Raw genomic sequence first — 385 nt, 5'->3', positions numbered from 1 at the left:
GCGCCGGGCCACGCCTGCCGTGCTCAACAACGATGGCCTGGACTACGTCCCGACCAATAAACACATCCTGTTCGGTCACCACTTCGCCGCCATCGCCGGCGCCGGGCCGCTGGTGGGGCCGGTGCTGGCCGCGCAGATGGGCTACCTGCCCGGCACGCTGTGGCTGATCGCCGGGGTGGTGCTGGCCGGGGCGGTGCAGGACTTCATGGTCCTGTTCCTGTCCACCCGCCGCAACGGCCGGTCCCTGGGCGACATGGTCCGCGAGGAAATGGGCCGCATTCCCGGCACCATCGCACTGTTCGGCTGCTTCCTGATCATGATCATCATCCTCGCGGTGCTGGCGCTGATCGTGGTCAAGGCCCTGGCCGAGAGCCCGTGGGGGATC

Annotated in this window: 1 protein-coding gene; it reads left to right on the top strand. The window is 68.6% G+C overall.

Translation table 11 applies throughout. The features are described from left to right. The coding region (locus tag ACLEJQ_RS25800) for a carbon starvation CstA family protein (protein WP_440799930.1) at positions 1 to 385 on the top strand (385 nt) is incomplete at both ends.

This window comes from Pseudomonas sp. SMV71 (assembly GCF_052042015.1).
Classification (GTDB): Bacteria; Pseudomonadota; Gammaproteobacteria; order Pseudomonadales; family Pseudomonadaceae; genus Aquipseudomonas.
Note: the sequence above shows the minus strand (reverse complement) of the source record. Positions and strands in the feature narration are given on the sequence as shown.